The sequence below is a fragment of the Paracoccus lichenicola genome, from assembly GCF_009708075.1.
In the GTDB taxonomy this organism is placed as follows: Bacteria; Pseudomonadota; Alphaproteobacteria; order Rhodobacterales; family Rhodobacteraceae; genus Paracoccus; species Paracoccus lichenicola.
Window position 1 is genome coordinate 1 of sequence record NZ_WMBT01000044.1, and the last position, 3,861, is coordinate 3,861.

Below are 3,861 nucleotides of genomic sequence, written 5' to 3' on the forward strand. Positions count from 1 at the left end.
GATCCAGCCCGCGCTGGACATCATCCGCACCGTCAACAGCAAGTCCGTCAAGTTCCTCTACTGCGCGCCCCACACCTTCTATTTCGGCGACGACACGGCCGCGATGCTGCGCGAGGCGGCCGACGTGCTGGCCCATGTCCACGTGGGCGACACCTTCAACCACAAGGCCTCCTCGGGCCTGCGCTACATCCTGAACCCGCCGGGCACGCAGGCGCGCGTGCACCAGCATCTGGACATCGGCCAGGGCGAGGTGCCCTGGGACGACTTCTTCGGCACGCTGGCCGCCATCGGCTTTGACGGCATCATGACCGCCTGCGTCTTCGCCTGGGAAGACCGCGCCGACCACTCGGGCCGCTTCATGCGCGCCGAAATGCAGAAATACATCGACCAGTATTGGGGAACGAAATGAGCCTGAACGTAGGGGTCATCGGCACCGGCATGATCGGCCAGGACCATATCCGCCGCCTGACCCGGGTGCTGTCCGGGGTCACGGTGGTGGCCGTCAACGACATGGACCAGGCCCGCGCCCAGGCCGCCGCCCCCGCCGGGGCCAAGGTCCATCCGACGCCCGATGCCTTGGTTGCCGATCCCGACGTTCAGGCGGTGGTGATCTGTTCCTGGGGTCCGGCGCACGAGGAACAGCTTCTGGCCTGCATCGCGGCCGGCAAGCCGGTCTTTTGCGAAAAGCCGATGGTCACGTCCGAAGCCGCCGCCCTGCGCATCATCGAGGCGGAAGTGGCCTTTGGCCGCCGCCTGGTGCAGGTGGGCTTCATGCGCCGCTTCGACGCCGATTACCGCCGCCTCAAGGCCGTGATCGACACAGGCACCCTGGGCGCCCCCCTGATGTATTATTCCAAGCACCGCAACGCCAGCGTGCCCGAGGGGCTTTACACCTCGGACATGCCGCTGAACGACACGCTGGTCCATGACGCCGACATCTCTCGCTGGCTTTTGTCGGACGAGGTGACGGGGGTCGAGGTGCGCGTGCCCCGGCGGTCGTCGCGCGGCAAGGATCTGCGCGATCCGGTGCTGGTGCTGCTGCACATGGCATCCGGCGCGCTGGTCGATGTCGAGATATCGGTCAACATCGGCTATGGCTACGACATCCGGGGCGAGGTCAGCTGCGAGGCGGGCGTGGCCGCGCTGCCGAACCGCCCGGCGGCGGTCGTCACCGACGCCCACGGCATCCGCCAGGCCATCCCCGAGGATTGGCGCGAACGCTTCATCGAGGCCTATGACCAGGAATTCCGCGAATGGATCGTCGCGGCCGGACAGGGAACCGCGACCGGACCCAGTGCCTGGGACGGTTATGCCGCGACGCTGGTGGCGGACGCGGCCCTGCGGGCGGTCGATTCGGGCAGGCTGGAAGCGGTCGGCATGATCGCCAAGCCTGCGCTTTATTCCTGATCCCGCGCCAGCGGCACCATTCTCAACGAAAGACCATCCGATGAAACTGTCGATCTGCACCGATGTCATGGCCGACCTGTCCTTCACGGACATGCTGGACAAATGCGTCAAGCTGGGCGTCGAAGGAGTCGAGATGACCGGCGGCGGCTGGTCCAAAGGCCCGCATTTCCGCGCCGACGAACTTCTGGCCGACAAGGGCCTGTTGAAGCAAAAGCTGGCGGAACTCGAGGCGCGCGGCCTGCAAATCGCCGCGCTGAACTGTTCGGCCAACCCGCTGGATCCCGGCGCGATGGGCAAGCGCCACCGCAAGGAGATGGAGGACACCATCCGCTTGGCCGGCGAGATCGGCGTGACCAAGATCGTCACCATGTCCGGCCTGCCCGAGGCAGCACCCGGCGACACGGTGCCGAACTGGCTGGTCTATACCAAGTCCTGGCCCGACGAGATGCCCGAACGCGACCGTTACCAGTGGGAGGACCGCGCCTTCCCGTTGTGGCACGATCTGGTCAGGCTGTGCGACGAAGTGGGCGTCGAGAAGATCGCGCTTGAAAACTTCTCGGCCATGCTGGTCTGGAACCCGGAAACCCTGTTCCGCCTGCGCAACGAGGTCGGTCCCAAGGTCGGCATGAACCTGGATCCCAGCCACCTGTTCTGGAAGGGCGCCTGCCCCATCGCCGCCGCGCGCGCCCTGGGCGATGCCATCCACCATTGCCACGGCAAGGACACCCGCATCGAACGCGGCCTGGCCGACGTGAACGGGCTGCTGGAACTCAAGGACGTGACCGACGTGGCCAACCGCGCCTGGAACTATGTCGCCGTCGGCGCGGGCCACGACCTGCAATGGTGGAAGGAGTTCTTCTCGGTCGTGCGCATGGTCGGCTACAACGACTGGGTCTCGCTCGAGATGGAGGATTTCACCATGTCCACCGACGCGGGCATCCAGTCGTCCATCGACGCCCTGCAAGCGACGATCAGCCGCTGAGGGACATCATGCGCGTCGGGGTCGTCGGATACGGAACGGGCGGGCGGCACTTTCACGTGCCGTTCATCGCCGCGGCCCGTGGGGTCACGCTTGCGGGCGTCGTGGCGCGGGCGCCCCGGACGGTCGCACGGGTGCATGCCGACCTGCCCGGCACGCCGATCTATCCGGACCTGACGGCGATGCTGGCCGCCGGTGTCGATGCCGTGACGATCACCACCCCGCCGCAGACCCGCCGCGACCTGGTGCTGGAAGCGATTGCCGCCGGGGTGCATGTGATCGCCGACAAGCCCTTCGCGCCCGATGCCGAGGGCGGCCGCGCGCTGGCCCGCGCGGCGAGGGAAAAGGGCGTCACGCTGGGCGTCTTTCACAACCGCCGCTGGGATGCCGACCTGCGCACCCTGCGCAAGGTTCTTGATGACGGCCGGATCGGCCCCGTCTGGCGGGTGCATTCGCGCATGGATTTCGACGACCCCGCCACGCTCGAGGCTGGTCCAACGGGCGGGCTGCTGCGCGACCTGGGCAGCCACCTGGTCGATCAGATGCTGTGGCTTCTGGGACCGGCACTGTCGGTCGATGCGCAGCTTGACGTGGTCGATCTGCCGCAGGGACCCACGGATGCGGGCTTCGTTCTGACGCTGCGCCACGAAGGCGGCGTCCATTCCCACATCTCGGCCAGCAAGCTGAACCGCCTTGCAGCCCGCGAACTGCGCGCCTATGGCGCGGCGGGCAGCTATGTCTCGCAGGGGACCGATGTGCAGGCGAAGGAAATCTTTGCAGGGCGGCGTCCGGCGGACGATCCGGCAGGCTGGGGATACGAGCCGGAGGACCACTGGGGCACGCTGCGCACAGCCGCCGGCGAGGAACCCGTCCCTTCGGAACAGGGCCGCTATCACGCCTATTACGAAGCCTTTGCCGAGGCCGTGCGGACCGGCGGCGTGCCTCCGGTCACGGCCAAGGAGGCCATCGCAACCCTGGCCGTGCTTGACGCCGCGCGGATCAGCGCGTCCGAGGGCCGGACGGTCCGGGTCGAAAGGGCGTGACGGGCATGGACAAGTTCATCATCACGCTGCAACTGCTGCCCGGAACGCGCGACGCGATCCTCGCCCGCGCGCCCGAGGTGCAGGCGGCGACGCGGGCCGAACCCGGCTGCATCGGCTACGACTTCTACACCTGCACGGACGACCCCGACCGGTTGGTCTTCGTCGAAAGCTGGCGGGACAAGGCCGCGCACGACTTCCACATGGCGCAAGAGCACACCAAGGCGTTCATCGCCTTTCATGAACCGAAACATGTCTCGATCAGCTTCGAGACGATCAACCCGGCGGACCAGGATCGTGACAACAAAACCCGACATTGATGGCTTGGAGAGCGAAACCATGTCCGACAAGCCCCTTGACCTTCTGACCATCGGCCGTGCTGGCGTTGACCTTTACGGGGCGCAGGTTGGCGGGCGTCTGGAGGACATGGGGTCG

The 3,861-nt window shown here is 67.0% G+C and carries 5 protein-coding genes; all 5 read left to right on the forward strand.

Annotated features, from left to right (window positions below):
* Positions 1-409: sugar phosphate isomerase/epimerase family protein (locus GIY56_RS18175; protein WP_154766240.1), on the forward strand; the 409-nt coding region annotated here is incomplete at its 5' end.
* The gene (locus GIY56_RS18180; RefSeq protein WP_154766241.1) at positions 406-1,407 is read left to right on the forward strand and encodes a Gfo/Idh/MocA family oxidoreductase; all 1,002 of its coding nucleotides are present in this window, start codon (positions 406-408) and stop codon (positions 1,405-1,407) included. The genes GIY56_RS18175 and GIY56_RS18180, both read left to right, overlap by 4 nt.
* Positions 1,408-1,447: 40 nt before the next feature.
* Positions 1,448-2,389, forward strand: a complete 942-nt coding sequence (locus GIY56_RS18185; protein ID WP_154766242.1) for a sugar phosphate isomerase/epimerase family protein — start codon at positions 1,448-1,450, stop codon at positions 2,387-2,389.
* Between the two features lie 8 nt (positions 2,390-2,397).
* Positions 2,398-3,429: a Gfo/Idh/MocA family protein gene (locus GIY56_RS18190; RefSeq protein WP_154766243.1), complete on the forward strand. Its 1,032-nt coding sequence runs from the start codon at positions 2,398-2,400 to the stop codon at positions 3,427-3,429.
* Positions 3,430-3,434: 5 nt separating this feature from the next.
* Positions 3,435-3,746: a putative quinol monooxygenase gene (locus GIY56_RS18195; protein WP_154766244.1), complete on the forward strand. Its 312-nt coding sequence runs from the start codon at positions 3,435-3,437 to the stop codon at positions 3,744-3,746.
* Positions 3,747-3,861 lie beyond the last annotated feature (115 nt).

Coding starts and splice junctions, on each gene's coding strand:
- GIY56_RS18180 (WP_154766241.1), top strand. CDS start 406: ATGAGCCTGAACGTAGGGGTCATCGGCACCGGCATGATCGGCCAGGAC.
- GIY56_RS18185 (WP_154766242.1), top strand. CDS start 1,448: ATGAAACTGTCGATCTGCACCGATGTCATGGCCGACCTGTCCTTCACG.
- GIY56_RS18190 (WP_154766243.1), top strand. CDS start 2,398: ATGCGCGTCGGGGTCGTCGGATACGGAACGGGCGGGCGGCACTTTCAC.
- GIY56_RS18195 (WP_154766244.1), top strand. CDS start 3,435: ATGGACAAGTTCATCATCACGCTGCAACTGCTGCCCGGAACGCGCGAC.